Annotated in this window: 18 protein-coding genes; 8 read left to right on the top strand and 10 right to left on the bottom strand. The window is 57.9% G+C overall.

Annotation, left to right across the window (positions count from 1 at the left end; all coding sequences use genetic code 11):
- Positions 1-53: 53 nt before the first annotated feature.
- Complete coding sequence (locus LOY68_RS11320; protein ID WP_265044655.1) at positions 54-1,004, bottom strand: GlxA family transcriptional regulator; 951 nt, start codon at positions 1,002-1,004, stop codon at positions 54-56.
- A 329-nt stretch (positions 1,005-1,333) separates the two neighbouring features.
- On the opposite strand from LOY68_RS11320, the gene LOY68_RS11310 reads away from it, so the two are divergent.
- Positions 1,334-2,056, top strand: a complete 723-nt coding sequence (locus LOY68_RS11310; protein WP_265044654.1) for a pirin family protein — start codon at positions 1,334-1,336, stop codon at positions 2,054-2,056.
- Positions 2,057-2,182: 126 nt separating this feature from the next.
- On the opposite strand, the gene LOY68_RS11305 is transcribed toward LOY68_RS11310, so the two are convergent.
- A complete protein-coding gene (locus LOY68_RS11305) occupies positions 2,183-3,058 on the bottom strand; it encodes a LysR family transcriptional regulator (protein ID WP_054048943.1) in 876 nt (291 codons plus the stop codon).
- A 112-nt stretch (positions 3,059-3,170) separates the two neighbouring features.
- Between LOY68_RS11305 and LOY68_RS11300 the strand changes: the two genes are divergently transcribed.
- From LOY68_RS11300 to LOY68_RS11290, 3 genes are all read left to right on the top strand, one after another.
- Positions 3,171-4,418, top strand: a complete 1,248-nt coding sequence (locus tag LOY68_RS11300; protein WP_265044651.1) for an MFS transporter — start codon at positions 3,171-3,173, stop codon at positions 4,416-4,418.
- A gap of 114 nt (positions 4,419-4,532) precedes the next feature.
- Complete coding sequence (locus tag LOY68_RS11295; RefSeq protein WP_265044650.1) at positions 4,533-5,531, top strand: NAD(P)H-quinone oxidoreductase; 999 nt, start codon at positions 4,533-4,535, stop codon at positions 5,529-5,531.
- 218 nt (positions 5,532-5,749) lie between these two features.
- Entirely contained in the window at positions 5,750-7,609 is a 1,860-nt protein-coding gene (locus LOY68_RS11290) for a GGDEF and EAL domain-containing protein (RefSeq protein WP_265044648.1), read from the top strand.
- A gap of 1 nt (position 7,610) precedes the next feature.
- Here LOY68_RS11290 and deoC read toward each other — a convergent pair whose 3' ends face one another.
- Positions 7,611-8,294, bottom strand: coding sequence for a deoxyribose-phosphate aldolase (deoC, locus tag LOY68_RS11285; RefSeq protein ID WP_265044646.1), 684 nt, complete (start codon positions 8,292-8,294; stop codon positions 7,611-7,613).
- Positions 8,295-8,415: 121 nt separating this feature from the next.
- Here deoC and deoR point away from each other — a divergent pair, with 121 nt between their 5' ends.
- Positions 8,416-9,186, top strand: coding sequence for a DNA-binding transcriptional repressor DeoR (deoR, locus tag LOY68_RS11280; protein WP_177331441.1), 771 nt, complete (start codon positions 8,416-8,418; stop codon positions 9,184-9,186).
- Here deoR and LOY68_RS11275 read toward each other — a convergent pair.
- Genes LOY68_RS11275 through rbsK form a run of 3 tightly spaced genes read right to left on the bottom strand, consistent with a single transcriptional unit; the run spans position 9,179 to position 12,534 of the window.
- Entirely contained in the window at positions 9,179-10,237 is a 1,059-nt protein-coding gene (locus LOY68_RS11275; protein ID WP_265044644.1) for an aldose 1-epimerase family protein, read from the bottom strand. The genes deoR and LOY68_RS11275 overlap by 8 nt on opposite strands.
- Positions 10,234-11,565, bottom strand: coding sequence for an L-fucose:H+ symporter permease (gene fucP, locus LOY68_RS11270; protein ID WP_265044642.1), 1,332 nt, complete (start codon positions 11,563-11,565; stop codon positions 10,234-10,236). The genes LOY68_RS11275 and fucP overlap by 4 nt, the downstream gene beginning before the upstream one ends.
- 42 nt (positions 11,566-11,607) lie before the next feature.
- The gene (gene rbsK / locus LOY68_RS11265) at positions 11,608-12,534 is read right to left on the bottom strand and encodes a ribokinase (protein WP_265044640.1); all 927 of its coding nucleotides are present in this window, start codon (positions 12,532-12,534) and stop codon (positions 11,608-11,610) included.
- 496 nt (positions 12,535-13,030) lie between these two features.
- Here rbsK and LOY68_RS11260 point away from each other — a divergent pair, with 496 nt between their 5' ends.
- A complete protein-coding gene (locus tag LOY68_RS11260; RefSeq protein ID WP_163909408.1) occupies positions 13,031-13,981 on the top strand; it encodes an alpha/beta hydrolase in 951 nt (316 codons plus the stop codon).
- A 3-nt stretch (positions 13,982-13,984) separates the two neighbouring features.
- Here the strand turns inward: LOY68_RS11260 and LOY68_RS11255 are convergent, their stop codons facing one another.
- The 4 genes from LOY68_RS11255 to LOY68_RS11240 all read right to left on the bottom strand — a co-directional run bounded on the left by LOY68_RS11255 (position 13,985) and on the right by LOY68_RS11240 (position 20,624).
- Positions 13,985-15,796, bottom strand: coding sequence for an ABC transporter ATP-binding protein (locus LOY68_RS11255; protein ID WP_265044639.1), 1,812 nt, complete (start codon positions 15,794-15,796; stop codon positions 13,985-13,987).
- 381 nt (positions 15,797-16,177) lie between these two features.
- Positions 16,178-17,044, bottom strand: a complete 867-nt coding sequence (locus tag LOY68_RS11250) for a hypothetical protein (protein ID WP_265044637.1) — start codon at positions 17,042-17,044, stop codon at positions 16,178-16,180.
- Positions 17,045-17,153: 109 nt separating this feature from the next.
- Positions 17,154-19,424: an AAA family ATPase gene (locus LOY68_RS11245; RefSeq protein ID WP_265044636.1), complete on the bottom strand. Its 2,271-nt coding sequence runs from the start codon at positions 19,422-19,424 to the stop codon at positions 17,154-17,156.
- Positions 19,425-19,613: 189 nt separating this feature from the next.
- Complete coding sequence (locus LOY68_RS11240) at positions 19,614-20,624, bottom strand: AraC family transcriptional regulator (RefSeq protein ID WP_265045763.1); 1,011 nt, start codon at positions 20,622-20,624, stop codon at positions 19,614-19,616.
- A 165-nt stretch (positions 20,625-20,789) separates the two neighbouring features.
- Here LOY68_RS11240 and LOY68_RS11235 point away from each other — a divergent pair, with 165 nt between their 5' ends.
- Together LOY68_RS11235 and LOY68_RS11230 are read left to right on the top strand one after the other, a co-directional pair.
- Positions 20,790-21,641, top strand: a complete 852-nt coding sequence (locus LOY68_RS11235; RefSeq protein WP_265044634.1) for a 3-hydroxybutyryl-CoA dehydrogenase — start codon at positions 20,790-20,792, stop codon at positions 21,639-21,641.
- Positions 21,628-22,224: a TetR/AcrR family transcriptional regulator gene (locus tag LOY68_RS11230; RefSeq protein WP_265044633.1), complete on the top strand. Its 597-nt coding sequence runs from the start codon at positions 21,628-21,630 to the stop codon at positions 22,222-22,224. The genes LOY68_RS11235 and LOY68_RS11230 overlap by 14 nt, the downstream gene beginning before the upstream one ends.
- Positions 22,225-22,311: the final 87 nt, after the last annotated feature.

Genomic DNA, 22,311 nt, shown 5'->3' with positions numbered 1-22,311 from the left:
TCCGCGCGGTGAGCAGTACGGACATCACGGTGCGCAATACAGCCACAAGCGCTCTAGCTGAACTGTTCGCGGTATTGCGCGGGGGTCAGGCCGAGTTTTTCACTGAACAGAAAGCGCATGTGCCGCACGCTGCCGAAGCCGCTTTTGTAGGCCACGGTCTTGAGCGGTGCGTCGCAGGTTTCCAGCAGATTGCGAGCGTGGTCGATGCGCGCACTTTGCAGGAATTCCATCGGCGTCATGTTCACCTCTCGGGCAAACAGACGCGCGAAGTGGCGCGAACTCATGTTCGCGAGGCTCGCCATGCGTTCGATGCTGAAGGCTTCATTGAGGTGTTCGAGCACGTAGTTCTGCACACGCGTAATCGGTGTTTCCTGGGGCGCGACGGTGGCCATCAACGGACTGAATTGCGCCTGCCCGCCCTGGCGTTTCATCACCACCAGCAGCACTTTGGCCACGTCCTGGGCGACTTTCTTGCCATGGTCCTGAGCGACAATCGCCAAGGCCAGGTCGATGCCGGCGGTGACCCCGCCGGAGGTGATGAGTTGGCGATCCTCGACGTAGATCTGATCGGTCTCGACCATCGCCTTGGGAAAACCTTTGATCAGCCGTTCGGTGTAATGCCAGTGAGTGGTCACGCGATAACCGTCGAGCAACCCGGCATGCCCGAGCACGAACGCGCCGGTGCAGATAGAGCCATAACGTCCGGCACGGGTCACGGCGCCGCGCAGCCAGTCCAGCAAGGGTTGCGGTTTGTCGTTATAGGCGCCGGGGCCGCCGGGGATCAGTAACAAGTCGTAGGGCTCGCTGGCCTGATCGATATGCAGGTCGGCCTGAACGCCGACGCCGTTAGAGGCGCGCAACGGACCGTGCTCGGTGCCGATCATCGACAACACATAGTGATCGGCCGGCTTCAGGTAACGGTTGGCGATGGAAAACACCTCCATCGGCCCGGCCATGTCGAGCAGGAGAAAGTTGGGGAACAGCACCATTGCCACGGTTTTCATGGGATCAACATCATTGAAGTCATAAGAAGGTCTGTTTGCCGAACACCTAACCCCTGTGGGAGCGGGCTTGCTCGCGAAAGCGGTGGGTCAGCCAAAGCAGATGTCGACTGACACGACGCCTTCGCGAGCAAGCCCGCTCCCACAGGGTTGTGTGTTGTGCATTATGGCTAAGTACAGCGATGGTGTCGGATAAGAATGCGTGATCGCCCGCACAAACTGTCAACCTGAAAGGGACAGTATTTCAATTTCCATCTACTTATTGCATCGCACGGTAAACATTAACCTTCTCCTCACTCGGACGAATTCACGTCCTGACAGGAGATTTCATTATGCTGACCCTTCGCAAAGCCTCGGATCGCGGCGCCGCCAATCACGGTTGGTTGAAGTCGTTCCACACCTTTTCCTTCGCCAACTATCGCAACCCGAAAGAACAGGGTTTTTCCGATCTGTTGGTGATCAACGATGACCGCGTGGCGGCCGGCAAAGGCTTTGGCCAGCACCCGCACCGGGACATGGAGATTTTCTCCTATGTGCTCGAAGGCGCTCTGGAACACAAGGACACCCTGGGCACCGGCTCGGTGATCCGCCCCGGCGATGTGCAACTGATGAGCGCCGGCAGCGGCGTGGCACACAGCGAGTACAACCACTCGGCCACCCGTGGCGTGCACTTCCTGCAAATCTGGATCGTGCCGGAAGTCAGCGGCGCCAAACCGCGTTATCAGCAAGAGCACTTCAGCACCCAGAAAAAACGCGGTCGCCTGCAGTTGATCATCTCCCCGAACGGGGCCAACGGTTCGCTCTCGGTACGCCAGGATGCGCGGGTGTACGCCGGTCTGTTCGACGGCAAGGAAAGCGCCACTCTGGAACTCGCGGCCGACCGTTACGCCTATGTGCATGTGGCTCGTGGCAGTGTTGAGCTGAACGGCGTGCAATTGCAGGAAGGCGATGGTGTGCGGGTTCGTGAAGAACAGGTGCTGACGCTGAGCAATGGCGTGGATTCGGAAGTGCTGGTGTTTGACTTGCGGCCGCAGGAATTGCCGGAAATGCCATAACACATCAAGATCAAGAGATCGCAGCCTCGTTTCACTCGACAGCTCCTACAGGGAAATGCATTCCATTGATTGCATCCCTCTCCTGTAGGAGCTGTCGAGTGAAACGAGGCTGCGATCTTTTGATTTTCATTCACCCGTGCCGGAAAACCCCGCCACAATCTCATCAATCACCGCCCTCACCCGCGCCGTGTGCCGCAAATCGGCGTGGGTCACCAGCCATACGTCATACGGCACCGGTCGCGTGCGTTCCGGCCACAACCGGACCAACCCGTCCCGCTCGCCCATGTACACCGGAATCTCGCCAACCCCGATCCCCGCCGCAATGGATCGACGCACCAGCAAACCGGACCCCAGGCTCGACACAATCCGCCCTCGCGTCAGCGGTTCCGAGACCAGCGTCATCTCCTTGTTGCCCGCCAGATACGGCTGATACACCACCAAATCATGCCCTTCAAACGCCGAGCCCGGCTCGGGTACGCCGTGTGCGTCCACATAACCTTGGGAAGCGAACAATCCCACCGGCCAGCGCGCGATGCGCCGGGCGATCAGGTCCGGGTTGTCCGGCCGCGCATTGCGCACCGCGATGTCGGCTTCGCGCTTGGCCAGGCTGATCATTTGCGTGGACGCGTCGAGTTGCACCTGCACATCTGGATGCTTGTCGTGCAATCGGGCAATCGCCGGGATCAGAAAATCGATGGCCAGGGAATCCGTGGTGCTGACCCGCACCGTGCCGGTCAGCCGATCATCCAGGCCCTGGATTTGCCGTTGCAGGTCCAGCGCCGACACCTCCATTTTCTCCACGGCCTGCAACGCCGCTTCGCCCACCGCCGTCAGCGCATAGCCTTCGGAAGTACGCAGGAACAGCGTCGCGCTCAAGGACTTCTCCAGCGCCGTCACCCGCCGCCCGACCGTGGCCTGATCGACCCCCAGCACCCGCGCCGCACCGCGCAACGTCGATTCGCGGCACACCGCCAGAAACACCCGTGCGTCATCCCAATTCATACCGTCCCCCTACGATGCATATATGCATCACTGTAGCGCGAAATCGCTGCAATACTGCATCAATCATTCTCGGTAGTCTGGAGGCCAGAGATAACCTCACAGGACTGCTCTCATGCACAGCACATCGACCACCTCACCCAGGGCCATTTGGCTGCCAATCTTCGCTGGCCTCTGCGCCAGTCTGGTCAGCATCGGCCTGGCGCGTTTTGCTTATACGCCGTTGATTCCTTCCTTGATCCAGGCGCAATGGTTTTCCGCCAGTGACGTGGTGTACCTCGGCGCCGCCAACCTGGTGGGTTACCTGATCGGCGCGCTGATCGGTCATCCGCTGGCCCGACGGGTGGGCAACAGCACTGCCCTGCGCCTGATGATGCTGGCGGTGACGCTGTCGTTTTTCGCGTGTGGCTTTCCCTTGTCGGTGAGCTGGTTCTTCGGCTGGCGCTTGCTGTCAGGCGTGGCCGGTGGCGCGATCATGGTGCTGGTTGCCGCGACCGTGTTGCCGCATGTGCCAGTGTCCCGTCGAGGCCTGGCCAGCGGTGCGATTTTCCTTGGCATCGGCTTGGGCATTGCCGGCTCGGGGACGATTGTTCCGCCGCTGCTGAGCCTGGGTTTGCAGAACACCTGGTTCGGGCTCGGTGTGCTGGCGCTGGCGTTGACCGCCGCGAGCTGGTTTGGCTGGCCGACCTCGACCCCGCAGCACTCTGCGCCGGCTCACAATGACAGCGTGAAATCGCCAACCCCGCCCGCCCTTTACCTGCTGTTCGCCCAATACGCTTTCATGGCGGCGGGCCTGGTGCCGGCGATGGTGTTCCTGGTGGATTTCGTCGCTCGCGGCCTCGGTGCCGGAGCGCATGTGGGTGCGCTGATCTGGGTCATGTATGGCCTGGGGGCGATTGTCGGGCCGGTGAGCTACGGTTTCCTGGCGGACAAACTCGGCGCGCGGTTGAGCATTCGGATTGTGTTGGTGGTGCAGGCGATTGCCCTGGGTTTGCTGGCGGTTTCCAATTCGTTCCTGGCCTTGGCGTTGCTCGCCGTGATCCTCGGCTCGTTCCCGCCCGGCATCGTGCCGCTGGCCTTGGCCCGGGTGCATGAACTGGTGCCCAATCACCATCAGCAACAAATTGCCTGGAGCCGCGCCACGGTGTCGTTTGCCACGTTCCAGGCGCTGACCGGGTTTGCCTACTCGGCGATTTTCAATGCCACTGGCGGGCATCACGCGCTGTTGTTTGTGATCGCGGCTGGGGCCATTGTTGTGGCATTGGTTTTGGAGTTGGCGATGCGCTTGATCGCCAAAATCAAAAGATCGCAGGCTTCGCCAGCTCCTACATTGAATCGCGCACACCCTGCAGGAGCGGTGTAGGAGCTGTGTAGGAGCTGTGTAGGAGCTGTCGAGTAAAACGAGGCTGCGATCTTTTGATCTTCAACCACCCCACACGGTCCACCTGATATCCACCTTCCCAACAGGAACCCAAAAATGACCCTGCCGCAAACCATGACCCTGATCGAAATCACCGAACCCGGCGGCCCCGAGGTCCTGAAACCTCGCGATGTGCCCATGCCCACCGTCGCCGCCGGTGAAGTGCTGATCCGCGTGCACGCCGCCGGGGTCAATCGCCCGGACGTGCTCCAACGCGCTGGCAAGTACCCGATGAAACCTGGCATGAGCCTGATCCCCGGCCTGGAAGTGGCCGGTGAAGTGGTGGCCATCGGCAAAGGCGTCAGTGAGTTTGTACTGGGTGACAAGGTCTGCGCGCTGACCAACGGCGGCGGCTACGCGCAATATTGCGTCGCCCCGGCGAGCCAGACGCTGCCGATCCCCGACGGCATGGACTGGATTCAAGCCGCCGCGATCCCGGAAACCTTCTTCACGGTCTGGGCCAACCTGTTTGAAATGGGCGGCGCGAGCAAAGGCCAGCGTGCCTTGATTCACGGCGGCACCAGCGGCATCGGCACCACCGCGCTGATGCTCTGCCGCGAGTTCGGCGTTGAAGCCTTCGCCACCGCTGGCAGCGAAGAAAAGTGCGACGCGATTCGCAAGCTCGGGGCCAAGGCGATCAACTACCGCGATCAGGATTTCGCCCAGGTCATCGCCGAGAAAACCGGCGGCAAAGGCGTCAACGTGATCCTCGACATCATGGGTGGCTCGTACTTCAACAACAACGTGGCCGCCTTGGCGATGGAAGGCCGGCTGGTGATGCTCGGCTTCCTCGGTGGCGCTCACGCCGACGGCGTCGACTTGCTGGCGATCATGGCCAAGCGCGCAATCATCACCGGCTCACTGCTGCGCTCGCGCACCCGGGAAGAGAAAGCTGCCATCGCCCAAGGGTTGTACGAATACGTCTGGCCGGTGCTGTCCGCCGGGCGTTGCCTGCCGATGATCGACAGGGTCTACCCGTTCACCGACGCCGCACAGGCCCATGCGCGGATGGAAGCAGGCGATCACATCGGCAAGATTGTGTTGCAGATGAACTGACGTTCAACGCGTCTCCCCAGCCCGGTTTCTGACCTTCAGAACCCGGGCTTTTTATTGTAGAAAACTTGTACAACCTTTTCACATAAATAACCGTTCATCGCTCTATACCGGCCGTTCGACAAATAATTAGTTGTACACAGAACTTTTAATGTACAAGAAAAGTCGTAATACGAGACACTATATTGACATCACCCAGGCGTCCGCTCCAGGAGCAACACATGCATGATCATCATTCGGAAAAACTTCGCCTGGAAGCAGTACAAGCCCTGGAATGGCTGAAAACCGCAGAGTCGGAAAACTTCGACCGGATCTGCCGACTGGCCGCCGCCTATTTCAAAGTCCCCACGGTCCTGATTTCGCTGGTGGAGAAAGATCGCCAGTGGTTCAAGGCGCGAATCGGTTTTGACCGGGACGAAACTCCTATCGACCAGTCGTTCTGCGCTTACGCGATTTGCGAAGCCGGGGTGCTCCACGTCCAGGACGCTTCACGCGATCTGCGCTTTTGCGCCAACCCGTTGGTGACTGCGCCCGACGGTATTCGCTTTTACGCCGGAGCCCCGCTGCGCACCCGGTCGGGACACGCCATCGGCAGCCTGTGCATCATCGACAAAGAGCCCAAGCAACTCAGCGATGACGAGCGCCTGGTATTGCAGGATCTGGCAGAGATGGTGATGGCGCAGATCGAGCAACGGCAGCTCACCGACTGCCATGACCCGGTCAGTGGCCTGCCCAATCAGCGGCGGTTTTTTGCTGACCTCCATGATTTGGGCCTGCAAGCCGGTTCGGAACAACGGGTGCTGGTGCTGATCGATGCCCTCGACTCGCACCGACGCCACGAAATGGCGCTGGAGCTTGGGGCCGGTGCGCTGCAGTCGATCATGCTCGATATTGCCCTGCACCTGAAAAAAAGCCTGGTGGGTATCAGCTGTGCGTACCACGTCAATGATCGGCAGTTCTGCTTCATGTTGCCGGCCACGATGCCGGACTATGAGCTGTTCGTTCACCGACTGATCGACCGCTTGCGCTGCATGACGCAATCGGACAGCGCCCTGACCAGCCCTTCGCCGCGCGCCGGCATGGTGATCTTCGATCACGATGCGCAGTCCCACGCCGACCTGTTGCGCAAGGCCATGCACGCCGTGGAATCGGCTCGTCAGGCCAACACCTATTGGGGTCTCTATGATGTCGCGCGGGACTGCGCCTGGCGTCGCGCGTTTGCGCTGGCCAGGGACGTCGACCGCGCGCTGACCACGGATCAGATGTACCTGATGTTCCAACCGCGTTTCAGCCTGCTGGACGGTCGTCGGATCAGCGCCGAAGCCTTGCTGCGCTGGAACCATCCGCAATTGGGCGCAGTGTCCCCGGCAGAGTTCATTCCGGTGCTCGAACGCAATGGCTTGATCCAGCGGGTTACGCATTGGGTGATTGATCAAACGCTGAGCACGATGGCGCTTTGGGACGATGTCGAATGCCGGGTTTCGATCAACCTGTCACCCAAGGATTTTGATGACCAGGACATCGGGGAAATTCTCAGGCTCGCCTGCAAGCGCTTCAACATCGAGCCGCATCGTCTGGAAATCGAAATCACCGAGGGCGAATGGATCCGGTCCCACCCGCATGTGATCCAGCAACTCAAGGGAATACGCGAGCTGGGCATGGACGTGGCGATCGATGATTTCGGCACCGGCTACAGTAACTTCGCCTACCTGCACGAAATCCCGGCCAACGTGATCAAGCTCGACAGGTCCATCGTGACGGACCTGCCCGGCAGCCTGCGCAACCAGATCATCGCCCGTTCAATTCTGCAACTGGCCAGGGACCTGGGTTACCGCACCGTCGCCGAGGGCATCGAGGACTTCCAGTGCCTGGCGCTGATTTCCCACTATGGTTGCCACGAAGCTCAGGGCTATTTTCTGTCCCGGCCCCTTACGCAGATGCAGTTCATGGCACAGGGACAAAAGAGCCGTTGCTTGCTGCCCGTCCAGCTTGTGGACAATGCGGCTCTGGAGCAGCGGATCCCGGGAGCCCTGTGCCAATCCGTCGAACCCGCGGAGGCGCCTCAGTTGGCATTGCGCTGACTCAGTAGCCCTCGCCCGCCGCCAGTGCTCCACCGATGATCGCGATGCCGGAGCTGCTGCCCAGACGGGTAGCGCCAGCCTCGATCATTGCCACGGCGGTCGGGTAATCGCGCACGCCGCCCGAGGCTTTCACGCCGATGATCGGGCCCACGGTGCGGCGCATCAGGGCGACGTCTTCGACGGTAGCGCCGCTGCGGCTGAAACCGGTCGAGGTCTTGACGAACGCGACGTTCAGCTCGCGGCAGATCTCGCAGGCCTTCACTTTTTCCGCGTCATTGAGCAGGCAGGTTTCAAGGATGACCTTCAACGGCACATTGCCGCAGGCCTGTTTGACCTTGGCGATGTCGTCCTGAACCTCGGCGAACAAACCGTCCTTCAACCAGCCGATGTTCAACACCATGTCGATCTCGCCCGCGCCGGCGGCAATCGCTCGCTCGGCTTCAAAGGCCTTGGTGTCGCTCAGCCCGGCGCCCAGCGGGAAGCCAACTACCGCGCAAACCTTGACGCTGTGCCCCGTCAGGCACTGCGCGGCGTGGGGCACTTGCCCGGAATTCACGCACACCGAATAGAAGCCATGTTCCGCAGCTTCGCGGCACAGGGTGGCGATTTGTTCGCGGCTGGCGTCCGGCGCCAGCAAGGTGTGATCGATGTACTGCGCCAGTGCCTGGGGTGGGAGATGGGCCATCGCAAAAACTCCTGTTTGTATATTCAAATGCCCCTGCGCCACAATCGAAGATCATTTGCGCAAAAACGTTACAAAACTCACAATTAATGTTACTTAAATAACATCAACAATCAACCCCGGAATGCCTGTGGACAGTAAAAAAGCCGAGCGTCTCAAGCTGATTCAACAAGCCCTGCAAGACCAGAGCGCCATTCACCTGCGCGAAATGGCGGCATTGCTGGACGTGTCGGAGATGACCCTGCGCCGCGACCTGAGCAAGTACACCGACCATCTGCGCCTGCTCGGCGGCTATATCACCAAAATCCACGACGGCAACGAACCCGGCGATTACCGCGTGGCCGAACAGGACACCCGGCACGTCGAGGAGAAACGCCGCATCGGTAAACTCGCCGCGCGGTTTATCCAGCCCGGCGACACGGTGTTTTTCGACTGCGGCACCACCACGCCATTCGTAGTGGATTTCATCCCCGACGAGCTCGAGTTCACCGCCGTGTGCAACTCCCTCAACGTGTTGCTCAAGCTCTCGCAAAAACCCAATTGCCACATCGTGGTTTGCGGCGGCACGTTCCACCGCAAGAACCAGGTGTTCGAGAACACCACTGAAACCGGGATCCTCGATGGCGTGCGCCTGACCTGGGCCTTTGTGTCCGCCGCCGGGGTCAGCCAGGACTTCGGCGTGACCTGCTTCAACTTCAATGAAGTGGAGGTCAAGCAGAAGGTCCTGCGCCAGGCCCAACAACGGTTACTGCTGGCCGATCACAGCAAGTTCGACACCGTGCGCACCGCGCATTTCGCCGCTCTTGAGGACTTCCAGTACGTGGTCAGCGACAAGAAAATCCCCAAGGCTTATCGCGACGCGATTGCTGCCAGTGGCGCACAGTTGATTATCTGATCAGGGCCTGTTGCTCAGCCTTGTTCAGATAGCCGGTGGTGACCTTGAACGCCGCCGTCTCCCCCGCCGCCAATGCGCACACGTGGCCCTTGGCGGACTCGGCGCGATAGCCTTCCGGCTCGCAGGTGGCGGGCAAGATAAACGCCGCCACTTGTTGATCGGCGTTGTGCAGGATCCAGCGCGCGGCGTGGTCGAATTGGTCGGGGCGATAGCGCGTGTAGAACGCCGCGCCGTCCGGATGACTCAGCAGGAAATGCGCATCACCGTTGGCATCGGCGTGTACGCCATCGAAGAAAAACACGATCTCCGGGTCGTACAGGTCCGGGCGATCAAGGCAGCGGAACTGTTCCGGCTCCAGCGCCAATTGCTCCATGTAGCGGCTCCAGGCCGGCGTCGGCTTGACGTGGGCCGGCACGCTGCTGCGCAAACGCACCCGTTCAAAGCCCAACGGTTCGACAAACCGCGCGCCCTCGACGTAGGTGTAATTCATGTGCGCCATGTACATCAGGTCCATGGGTTTGCCCGCCAGGTTAGTCACGGTCATGGCGATATCGAACAGGCCTGAATCGGCGCGCAAAGTGACGCTCGGGCTGGCCAGATAACGGTCGCCAAAACCCTGGGCGTATTCGTACTCGCCGCCCAGGCGCAGGAACGCTCCGGCGCTGTCTTCACCGACTTCCAGCCACGCACGATCCATCGCCGCGCAGGGCATTTCGCCGTGCAGCGGATGGTCGTCCTCCGGTGTCGGGCAACCGTTGCGCAGCAGGCCGCTGTGGAACATGAAACAGCCGTAGGTGCCGATCACTGTGGGACTCGGTCTGGGTTGGCTGAACAGGTTGCTCATGGTCAGGTCGCAACCGTCGAACACGGCGTCCCAAATCATCTGGCCCTGATACGGCAGCACCACCAGTTTTCCACGGCTGTTGCTCATTTCCAGCGCCAGTACGCCGCTGGGATAAACGCTGGCGCTGACGCTGAATTGTTCGGACTCCAGCAACGTCTTCGGCGCTTCGCCAAACAGCGCCGGATAGAGATTGATCCGCGTGCTCATGAAGTCACCGCCGCACCAACGGGTGCCGTTTCGCTGGCGGAATGACGCAGGCAGCGCACGGCGTAGGCGACGATCACGATGAAGCACAGCAACGGCACGCTGTAGGCCAGTTGCATGTTGCCGCCGCTGTAGTCGGACAGCAGGCCCTGGAAGATCGGAATCACCCCGCCACCGACGATGCTCATCACCAGCAGCGAACCGCCGACACCGGTTTCTTCACCGAGTCCGTCGATGGTCAGGCCATAAATGGTCGGCCAGCACGGGCCGAGGAACACGCTCACACCCACTGCTGCATAGACTGCGGTGATGTTCGGCACGAGGATGGTGTAGGCCAGCAACACGATGCACAGCACGCCGTATATCGCCAGAACCTTGGCCGGGTGCATTTTGCGCATCAGCACGTTGGCGATCATTTTGCCGATGAAATACGCGGCGAAGGTCGTCAGCAAAAACCACGACGCGCTGCGCTCGTTCATCCCGCCCAATTGCATGGCCAGGCGAATGGTGAAACTCCACACGCCGACTTGTGCACCGACGTACAGGAACTGCGCCAGCACACCGAAAGTGAACCGCTTGTTACTCCACAACCGCGACAGGCTCTGGCCGAGGCTGGCGGTTTTCTTGGTGGCGGTCTGCACGCCTTTGCACGCCGGAAACCGGGTGATGGCGATCAGGATGAACATCAGCACCAGCACCGCGATCATCCATTTGTACGGCAGCAAGGTGGACTGGATCATTTGCAGTTGCTGGACCGCCGCATCCGAGGCGCTCATTTGCGTGAGCTGCTCGCGGGTGGCGTCGGTGTCCTTGAACATCACGAAGCTGCCGACGTAGACCCCGGCCATCGCGCCGAACGGGTGGAAAGTCTGGGAAATGTTCAGGCGACGGGTGCCGGTTTCACGTGGCCCCATCAGCGTCGAATAGGTGTTGCACGCGGTTTCGAGAAACGACAAACCCGCCGCAATCACGAACAGCGCCAGCAGGAACATGCCGTACTTGGCGGTGGACGCCGCCGGGAAGAACAGCAGGCAACCGAGCATGTAGAGCATCAGGCCGATGAGGATGGTGGTCTTGTAGCTGAATCGCCGAACCACCAACGCCGCCGGAATCGCCACGAAGAAGTAGCCGAGGTAAAACGCCGACTGCACGAACGCGGTCTGGAAATCGCTGAGCAGGAAGGCTTTTTTGAAATGCGCGATGAGCACGTCGTTCATGCTCGCGGCCGCCGCCCACAGCGCAAAAATGCTGCACAGCAAGATGAAGGCGAACCAGGGCGTGCGGTTCAGGTAAAAACCATCGGGCGTCTGTTGGAGCGGAGGCTTTGTCATTGTTGTTCTCCGGGTGAGCGTTAGGTGGTGAATCGGTCGGCGTCAGGCGCCGAACTGGCGCTGGAATTCAGCGAATGCGGTAGCGTCCGGGTAGGAGGTTTGGGTGCCCAGGCCAGTGACCGAGCAGGCGGAATAGGCGACCGCTTCGAGCATGGCGGCGCGGATGTTGCGGTCGCGGCTCCAGCGCTGGATGAAACAACCGATGAAGGCATCGCCCGCACCGGTAGTGTCGCGGGCAGCGACTTGCAGGCCGGGAATCTGGAACTCACCCTCCTCACCGACGTACAGCGCACCTTTTTCACCGAGGGTCACGATCACGTGGCGAATGCCGCTGGCGACCAAGGTTTGCGCAGCTTTCAGCGCGGACTCGGGCGAATCCACGGTCTGGCCACTGATCAGCGCCAGTTCGGACTCGTTCGGTACCAGGAAATCCAGTTGCGCCAGGTGCTCGCGACTCAGGCCGGCCAAGGCTGGCGCCGGGTTGAGCAATACCGGGATGTTGTGTTCGCGACCGAAGGCGATGGCGTGGTAGACGGTTTCGACATTGATTTCGAGTTGCAGCACGATCAGGGAACACTCGCGCAGGGCTGGCGCGGCCGCGTCGATGTCCGCCGGGACGAGATGGGCGTTGGCGCCTTTGACGATCAGGATGCTGTTGTGGGAATCGGCCTGGACGAAGATCGGCGCCACCCCGCTGGATACGCCGGGCACGCGCTGCACGTAGCGGGTGTCGATGCCGAAGCGCTGGAAATTCGCCAGGGTGTTGTCGGCAAACATGTCATCGCCGACCTTGGTCAGCATCAGCACATCCGCCCCGAGCTTGGCCGCGGCCACCGCCTGATTGGCGCCCTTGCCGCCGCAACCGAGGGCAAACCCCGGCGCTTCCAGCGTCTCGCCCTGGGCCGGCATGCGGTCGATGTAGGTGATCAGATCCACCATATTGCTGCCGATGACTGCGATCTTGCTCATTGCTATCCCACCTTGTGACGGCTTGCCGGACTGGAGTCGGCGTTGTTGTTTTGTTATTTAAATAACATTTGATGTGATTATTCAATCTTTTTTATTGGATTGATGGACAGGCAAAGACGAGCGGCTTTGCGCAAATGCGGTGCGGAGCCAGGGCGAACGTGGATCCCCTGTGGGAGCGAGCTTGCTCGCGAAGGCGGAGTGTCAGGCGACATCGATGCTGACTGTCCCGACGCCTTCGCGGGCAAGCCTCGCTCCTACAGGGGGACTGCGGTGAGCATTGATTTGGGTGAACGACACAGAACCACTGTGGGAGCGAGCCTGCTCGCGAAAGCGGAGTGTCAGGCGACATCAATGCTGGATGTGCTGCCCTCTTCGCGAGCAGGCTCGCTCCCACAAGGGGAATGATCTTGCAACACTCACGACTGTCGAAATAATTCCCCTCCCCGCCGCGCATCTGTTAAAACCCGTGCTTTCCCCTGTTCGACTGGATCGCTGCATGTTTTCTACCCTCATGAGCCGCTTGGGCCGGCGCTGGTTGCCGTTGTTGTGCATGGCGCTGTTGATCGTCGGTCTGCCGGTGGGTTGCGGGGTGCTCAAGTACAAAGAGCGCGAGTTACTGTTTCGCATCGAGCCGGGCACGGCGGGCTGGTATCACGGTTTGCCGCAGGACGTTCAGGAGTTCGACATCAAGCCTGCCAGCTTCAAGGGTGGTCAAAACCTGCATGCCTGGTGGTGGCCAGCGGCGCGCCGCGATGCACCGTCGATCCTGTACCTGCACGGCGTGCGCTGGAACCTTACCGGCCAGGCGTTCCGCATCGAACAATTACGCGCCATGGGCTACTCGGTACTGGCCATCGACTATCGCGGGTTTGGCCAGAGCAAAGGGGATCTGCCGTCGGAAGCCAGCGTCTACGAAGACGCCCGCGTCGCCTGGGAGCGTTTCACGTCGATGCAACCAGACCCGAATAAACGCCTGATCTACGGCCATTCGTTAGGCGGCGCGGTCGCTATCGACCTCGCGGCCGACCTGGCCACCCAGGCGAAAAAAGATCACGTCCCGGTGCCGGTACGCGGGCTGGTGATCGAATCTACCTTCACCACGCTGGGCGATGCCGTCGCACAAGTGGCCGACAGCAACCTGCCGGTGAAATCCCTGCCGGTGCGCTGGCTGCTGTCGCAGAAATTCGATTCCATCGACAAGATCACCGACATCGGCATGCCGTTGCTGGTGGTCCACGGTCTGGCGGATGCGTTCATGCCGTCGCGCTTCAGCCAGCAGTTGTTCAATGCCGCCAATGAGCCGAAGCGCCTGCTGCTGATCCCCGGTGGAACGCACAACAACAGCATGAGCCTGGGCGGCAGTCAGTATCGCCAAGCCATCGAAAACCTGATGAAAGCCAAGCCTGCCCAGGTCGCCGCGGTGAATCGCAGTTCGCCAGAGACGTAAGGTCTAGCGATACCCTCGGGCCTGCAAATCGAACAACTGCGCATAACGCCCACCCGCCGCCACCAGACTGTCGTGATCGCCGCGCTGCAGAATCGTCCCTTGGTCCAGCACGATGATGTGGTCGGCGTTGCGCACACTGGAAAACCGGTGCGAGATCAGCAAGGTCATGCGGTCCTGGGTGTGCTGGCTGAAATGCTCGAACACCGCCGCTTCCGCTGCCGGGTCGAGGGCTGAAGTCGGCTCGTCGAGAATCAGGATGTCGGCGTCGCGACGCATGTAGGCGCGGGACAAGGCGATCTTCTGCCATTGCCCGCCGGACAGTTCCTGGCCACCGGCAAACCAGCGTCCCAACTGGGTGGCATAACCGCGATCCAGCCCTTCGATAAACGGTGCGGCCATGCCCTCGGCAGCCGCCGCTTTCCAGCGTTGTTCATCGTCGAAAGCCAAGGTATCGCCGACACCGATGTTCTCGCCCACGGAGAACTGGTAGCGAATGTAGTCCTGGAAAATCACGCCGATGCGCCGGCGCAGCGCATCTTCTTCCCAGCTATTCAGGTCACTGCCGTCCAGCAGAATACGACCCTGATCGGGGCGATAGAGTCGGGTCAGCAGTTTGATCAGCGTGGTCTTGCCCGAACCGTTCTCCCCCACCAGCGCCACACTGCGACCGGGCACCAAGTGCAGGTCGATTCCTTCCAGCGCCGCGCGACTGGCCCCCGGATATTTAAACCCGACGTTCTCGAACCGCAGGCCATCGCCGGGCACTGCGCCCACGATCAGGCTGCCGTTATCGCTTACCACTGGTTCGGCCAGATATTCGTAAAGGGCCGACAGGTACAAGCCGTCTTCATAAAGACCGCTGATCGCACTGAGGCTACTGCTGACGGCGGTTTGCCCCTGCTTGAACAACACCAGGTACATGGTCATTTGTCCGAGGCTGATCTGACCGTGGACGGTGTCCACCACCACCCACGCATACGCCAGGTAAAACGCCCCGGTGCCCAGCAACCCGAGCACAAAACCCCAGCCGTCCCGGCGCAAGGTCAGGCGCCGGTCTTCGGCGTAGAGCCGGGCAAACGTCTCGCGATAACGCTTCAACAGCAACGGCGCAAAGCCGAACAGCTTGACCTCTTTGATGTAGGCCTCGTGGGACAGCAGCGTCTCGATGTAACTCTGCTGCCGACTCTCCGGCGCCCGACGAGTGAATAGTCGAAACGCATCCCCGGAAAAATGCGCCTCGGCAAAGAACACCGGCAACGCGCCGACCACCAGCAACACCAGCGCCCACGGCGAAAAATGCACCAGCAGCACGCCGAAACTGATCAGCACAATCAGGTTCTGGATCAACCCCAACGACTTCATCACCAGCGCCAACGGCCGGGTCGAGGCCTCGCGCCGCACCCGCACCAATTTGTCGTAGAACTCGGAATTCTCGAACTGCACCAGCGACAGTGTCTGGGCCTTCTCCAGAATCATCGTGTTGACCTTCTGCCCCAACTGCACCCGCAACAGCGACTGCAGAACCGACAACGCCCGTTGCGTCCCGGACAACAACGCCAGCACCCCCGCCTCAAACAACACATAACGCACCACCGGCCACAACGGCGCACTGCCCTGCTGCGCGTGTAATTGCATGGCGGTGACGACCGCGTCGACGATGCGCTGGCCAAGCCAGGCAGCGAGTGCCGGGAGGACACCGGCGATCAGGGTCGCCAGCACCAGGCCGAGGAATAATCCGCGAGAGGTGCCCCAGACCAACAGCAAGGCGCGTCTCGCCTGGTCGAGCAGAGCGGCGAAACGGGTAAGGGTTGGCATGGGCGATTGGCTCGGCAAGAAGGAACAATGATGGACGATGGTACTTCACCCGGCAATAAGCCGAACTCACAATCAGTCCTTGTGTAAATGAAGCACACCTATAGTTGATTTACGTTGCCCTACATCGACTGCAATAGCTCAAATCAAGCATACACTTTTTATTTATTTAATTTAGATGCCGACAACCTACATTAAATAACTTACAAGAAAACGGAAACTCAAAGCACAAAAACACTCAAAAACCCGTCAAAGCCTAAACATTAGTAACTAGCTAAAACCCCACTCCGCCTTTAAAAACATCAATCGATCAATAAAATCATACCACCCCATCCACACCTTGCTATACCACATATAAAATCTTAACTTAAGCACTGCAAATTCCTAACTCACTAAAATCGACAGATCGATACCAGCATCATAAAGATCCTTATAACTACCCACGCTTAAATTCACTCGGACGTGCTCTCGCAGCATACCAAGATATGGAGCACCCGCCTCAAACCTTTTTCGCAGGCGCTCCTTTACGATACGAAACTGCAACCGTTTTTCCTCTAAATCCTCTCTTAAGACGTTATTACTGTCCATTCCTGCAAGGTCCTTAACAACCATTCGCAGTGTATATAAATCATACTGAAAATCAGTAATAACTCTCAAACGCTCGTGCACTAAAGCCTGTCGCTGCAATGCAAAAACGTTAATAGAAACACTTCCTCGTCTATTGGGAAGGTTATTAAAGTCCGTTCTCGCCCGAACAAAACCATTAATATCAAACGTTAGATATTTTTCTGGCTGATCTTTACATGGATCAAGTAGTAACCGATATGGCTCCTCTGATGCAATATCAGCAGTATGATCCCTAACTCGCTGCGTTTCATCACTCAATGGAAACTGCGAGAGTTTACCAAGCGTACGTTTCTGTTTAGAGCCAGGCACAGCATGTCCTCGTGAACGATTACAGTCTGGGCAGGAAATCAAAAGATTGCTCCACTCACCAGCCAACCAAAAATAACCAGGCCGCAACGGTAGCTCGCCCTCATTGGATATTTTCAATTTCGGGCGATAATGTTCGATATCATAAGATGTCACATGTGCAAACCGACTTTCGCAATAGGCACACTTCCCATTAAATATCTGCTCAAGTGCATTTACAAGAGCACGATTCTTATACACTTTGAATTCAAAATTCTTCTTAATTATCTTTTTTTCATCTAGATAGTTATTCTCATCAGTAAAAAAATTGATTGCCATTTCGAGCTCATTACCGGCTCCGGTCTGCGCTGGCTTCCCTGCAGAGTGGACAATCAGTTTTGTGAAAATATCAATTGTAGGTGTAACACCGCGACACACATTGATCAATTTACTCGTCCTCCTTGAGCTCTGGTGTTTCCTCGTTCCAGATACGGGCAATCTCATCAATAGCGGCTTGCTTTAATTTTGGTATGGATTGTGGCTGCTCTCGTTGATGGGCGACCAGTTTGTCGATGGCCTCAAACATTAATTGCTCTCGTAGAGTATCTCCGATCAGACGCCGCCCATCAAGAATCACATGGAGTTCCGCGAGCCTTGCTGTCTCAACTTCGTCGTGAGTATCTTTTGCCAAGAGGCAATAGTACTCGTCAAATAACTCCTCAGTTTCCGGGTCTTGTGTAGAACTGAGACCGAAAAAGGTCGACGTTAATAATTGATCAATACGAAAATCCGAGGGAGATGGTAGCTCGCTAATAACTTGTACTTCACCCGTAACATCACGTCGCATCACGACGATCTCGTTCTCTCTAAGTCCTCGTAAGCAAAGTGGCTCATGGGTGGTAGCAATGAACTGCACTCCAGGGAGGGCCCGCCTTAGACTGCCCACTATGCGCATACGCCAAGTGGGGTGAAGGTGTGCACCAATCTCGTCTAAAAGCACTATTCCTTCGGCGCTTTGCAAGCCAGGCCATAAACGCATGAGTACTTCGAGAATATCTATACTCATCGCAATTACGCTTTGATAACCATCACTAAGATGTTTTATAGGCACCTTTCGACCGTGCAACTCCATTAAAACGCTACCTCGATAGCGTATAAGCCGAGCATTATCATCTAATGCAAGCAAATCCTTAAGCACCAATGCCACCTCATTAAAACTTTTTAACGGCAAAGACTTCAACCAAGCATCCGCGTCTACCAGCGGCACAAAAGAATCAAAAAGGTTATCAACGCGCGAATATAAAGTACCATACTTTATTTTATTATTGCGAGGCAGCAATCTTGTAGAACCATACCCGAGAAGTACTGCTTGCATCGACTGGTAATCGACGCTGGAAGTAGCACGAATAAGCCTACCTTCTTTGTAATCAAGAACTTCTGACTCACCAGTCGGAGTAATATAAGTGACACGCTCCCGTTCCAGCATAAGTCGATGCGGGCCAACGAATCCGCTCAGTACAATCTCCATTTGCGCTTTACGGCTACGTGCACGGACAAACTCTGAGGGATTAGCTCGCCCCTCAGAAACCAATTTTGACAAATAATCTGCCCCTAGTAGCGTCATTGCTATGGCTTGAAGAACTGAGCTTTTACCAACCCCATTCTCCCCGAGCAACATAAGCCAGGTTGATAAGCCACCACCATTATTAGTTAAATCAATATCGAGTGATTTTATCCCCTTAAAATTTCGTATAGACACTCGCTCGACTTGTCGACGTTGCGACAAAAAAATATTACGCCCCTTTTCTGTTGTTAATGAAAAATCTGACTGGAGATGAGTGAATGCATAATATGATTTTTTTACGTTATTTCGACTCGCACGAGAAATAATCGGCGTTACCGCATCCCATTTCGAGACAAGCTCACTAACAACCGTATTTTCAAAACCCGAAAGATAAGGAAGAATCAATTGACGCTTCATACCAGCAAACTCTTGACTAGCATCAGTCATTTGCTTTAATTGGTTTAGATACTGCGCAAACATCATTGAAGCGGAATATCCAGCTTCGATGTGCTCTTTCATCGATCTTAGTATCTGCAACTGACTTTTTATAGTATTTGCTACCTGCAGCCTTCTCTCAACAAGACCTTTTCGGTTTAGTCCTAGTAGGCTTATCGTAGTTTGACCTCGTAAAGTCCCACTCATTACAAGACCTTGCTCATCGAATACTAGGTGCTGCTCTGGAGAGTCAATACAAGGATCAAGTAACAGAGGTCGCTCTTTTGCCTCTTCCCCTGGAAAAAAAGCTCGACAATCTTCATCTTCCAAAGGAAATCTGTTCGCTTTCCCGCTCAATACACCCTCGATACGACGTGTTCGATTACAGTCTATACAAGAGGACAACAAGTTCTCCCATACGCCGGCCAGCCACCAGTAGCCAGGGTGTTCCTTTCGTTCCGCAACTGCACTTTTCGGGCGAAACATCTCAACATCTATAGGCCCCGTTGAACCTATTTTGCTTTCGCAATATGCACATTTGCTATGGAATAACTCGAGAAGAGCATCACGTACATCAGGAGATCTATACGCTTTGAATTCAAACCTGATTTGACGTGTAAATGATGTCTCAAAATATGATTGTGCATGTTTTCTCTCGGCGATGCCCTCTTCGAGCAATGCTTTTGGAGGATCTACACGCGATCGATTTACGTAAATCATGGATTATCCTTTGAAAAATCTCGACGCACCGAGCCTAAAAACCACCAATATGAACAAGGAAATCGCGTCACTTTTTTGCATCCTTGCTCCCCCTATAAATACTATCCAAGACTCACGCATGCCTGATTTTTCGTCAACCACCACACTCTGTTTCAACAAGATCACAAAGATCAATATCTACGATAACTATTACTTTGCCTGAAACCTCGCCCGATACCGCCCCGGACTCTCCCCCGTCCACTTCTTGAACGCCCGGTGAAACGCACTCGCTTCCTGAAACCCCAACTGCTCGGCAATATCCCCCACGCTCGCCTTGCCATGGCGCAACTGCTCAAACGCCACCCCGCGGCGCACTTCGTCCTTGATCTCCTGATACGAGCAGCCTTCGCGCTCCAGTTTGCGGCGGAAGGTGCTGGGGCTAAGGTGTTGTTCGAGGGCGAAGGCTTGCAGGGTTGGCCATTGGCTGTAATGGCTGTTGCGCAGGCGTTGGTGAACCTGGGACGCGAGGCCGTGCTGGTTGCGGAAGCGGATGACCAGCCATTGCGGCGCGGTGCGCAGGAATACTTTGAGTGACGCCAGGTCCTGCACTACGGGCAGGCGCAGGTAGTGGCTGGCGAATTCGATTTCGGTGCGTTCGGTGCCGAAGGTCAGGTTGGGGCCCCAGAGCAGTCGGTCGTCGCTGAGGGAGACGCGGCCGTGGCGGAAATCCGCGCGGTCGATGGGGATGCGCCGTCCGCCGAGCCAGCACAGCAGGCTGATCATCAGCACCATGAAGGTTTCTTCGCCCAGGCAACTCACGTCGTTGTCGGTCGAGCGGGTTTGCAGGCTGATGACTGCGCGTTTGCCACGCACGGTCAGCGTGCCGCGAAAATCGCTGAGGAACAGGGCGAAGTAGGCCAGGCATTGGCGCATGGCTTTGTGCAGGTCGGGTTCCTGGATCAGCGCCCGGCAGATCAAAGCGAAACTGCCGAGTGGCATGCCGTGGCTGTCGAGGCCGAAGAACTCGTCGTTGAGCTCGCGAATCTGCAGCAACCACAGCGCGGCAAAAGCGTTGGCCGGCACCCGGGCTGTGGGCTGGTCGAGCAACGCCGGGTCGATATTCGCCTGCTCCAGCACGGCCGCCAGACGCTGGGGATTGTCCTCCAGCCGATGGATCATCGCCCGCACGAAGTAGGCTGCCACTGAATCCTTTTCCCGCATGTGAACGCTTTTCTCCCCATCGCCCGAATGGCAAAAAACACCACTGCCGTTGAACAGTTGCGGCATAGGACAAGCGCCCTGCCGCCTCTAGACTCGCGCCATAGTACGCCTTCGGCTGTTCTGGCGGCCAAGGTATCGAAGGGTTTGATCGCAAGGATTTCCAGCATGAATCTGCAACACATCGGCGTGATTGGCGCGGGCACCATGGGCAACGGGATTGCGCAGGTCTGCGCGGTGGCCGGCTTCGACGTGACCTTGATCGATATCAGTGAGAACGCCCTGCAAAAAGCCCTCGCGACTGTCGGCAAGAACCTTGATCGGCAAGTCGCCAAAGCGACGTTGAGCGAAGAGCAGAAGCTCGCCGCCCTCGACAAGATCCGCACCAGCACTGATTACAGCAGTCTGCAAAGCGTGCAACTGGTGATCGAAGCCGCCACCGAAAACCTCGACCTGAAACTGCGGGTGCTGCAACAGATCGCCGCGCAGGTCAGCGCCGAGTGCGTGATCGCGTCCAACACTTCATCGCTGTCGATTACCCAACTCGCCGCCAGCGTCGGCCGCCCCGAGCGTTTCATCGGCCTGCACTTCTTCAACCCGGTGCCGGTGATGGGGCTGATCGAAGTGATTCGCGGCCTGCAAACCAGCGACGCGACCCACGCACTGGCGCTGGACATGGCCACCACCCTGGGCAAAACCGCGATCACCGCCGGCAACCGTCCGGGTTTCGTGGTGAACCGGATTCTGGTGCCGATGATCAACGAAGCGATCCTGGTGCTACAGGAAGGCCTGGCCACAGCGGACGACATCGACGCCGGCATGCGCCTGGGCTGCAACCAGCCGATCGGCCCATTGGCGTTGGCCGACCTGATTGGCCTGGACACGGTGCTGGCGATCCTCGAAGCGTTCTACGACGGCTTCAACGACAGCAAATACCGCCCGGCGCCACTGCTCAAGGAAATGGTCGCCGCCGGCTACCTGGGACGCAAAACGGGGCGCGGCTTCCATGCCTATGCCTGAGCGTTGTTCGCGCTTCGCCGAGTACCGGGACAAAGTGCTGGAGCTGTTCGCCAGCAAGGGTTTCGGCCAGGTCGGCATGCGCGAACTCGCCACCTGCCTGGGGCTCGCCCCGGGCTCGTTGTATCACCACTACCCGAGCAAGCAGCACTTGCTGGCGGACTTGATTGAAGAGTTCTACGAAGAGCTGCTGGCCACGCTTGGGCGTATCGAGAAAAAGACCAGGCGCGACATGCTGCCGAGACTGATTCAGGCGCACCTGAATCTGCATCGGGAAATGCCTTGGCATTTTCGTTTGGCGGAGCGGGACAGCGGTTGTTTGAATGACGATCAGCAGGCGCGGGTCCGGCAGTTGCGCGAGCAATACGAACGCACGCTGATGCAAATGCTCGGCAGCAAATCCCGGCTCGGCGATCAGGCTCAGTCAGCCATCGGTCACGCAATCGCCAACTTGCTCAATAGCGCACCAGGCTGGCTGACCCAGCATCCATTGGCCGATGCCGAGCGTGATGAATTGCTGGAAAACCTGGTGAGCGGCGCCGTCGAGCGCTTGCTGCGTCCCTCGGCCCCGCGAGCAGTTGCCTGAGGCCCGCACGTTCACGGCATAATGGCGCCCCCTCAAAACACCAAAAGGATTTCGTGTGTTCTCGCGCCTCAATACCCTCTGGACATG

This window comes from Pseudomonas sp. B21-053 (assembly GCF_026016365.1).
GTDB lineage: Bacteria > Pseudomonadota > Gammaproteobacteria > Pseudomonadales > Pseudomonadaceae > Aquipseudomonas > Aquipseudomonas nunensis.
Note: the sequence above shows the minus strand (reverse complement) of the source record. Positions and strands in the feature narration are given on the sequence as shown.